Genomic DNA, 270 nt, shown 5'->3' with positions numbered 1-270 from the left:
ACTACAAAGGCTGGAACATCCGTGCGCTTATCGCCTTTGCAATCGGCGCTTTATTCTCTATCGCCACGGTATTGATACCCGCACTGACTAAGCTTGAAGGTTATGGTTTCTTATTAGGCGCGGCAATAGGTGGCATCGTGTATTGGGTATTGATGCGCCCTTATGCAGTAGATCCTGACACCATAGTAGAATAAGGCGGTGAAGTCAGAAACATGAAGTACAAGAGTAGAATAAAAAATAGTTATTACATGTCTAATAGATCTATTACTC

At 42.6% G+C, this 270-nt stretch carries 1 pseudogene; it reads left to right on the top strand.

Going from position 1 to position 270, the window contains the following annotated elements:
* Nucleotides 1-194: pseudogene (locus AAEY75_RS15280) on the top strand (NCS1 family nucleobase:cation symporter-1); the annotation flags it as partial.
* Between the last annotated feature and the right edge of the window lie 76 nt (nt 195-270).

It is taken from the genome of Psychrobacter sp. TB55-MNA-CIBAN-0194 (assembly GCF_040309505.1).
In the GTDB taxonomy this organism is placed as follows: Bacteria; Pseudomonadota; Gammaproteobacteria; order Pseudomonadales; family Moraxellaceae; genus Psychrobacter; species Psychrobacter fozii.
This window is presented reverse-complemented; position numbering and strand designations above follow the sequence as displayed.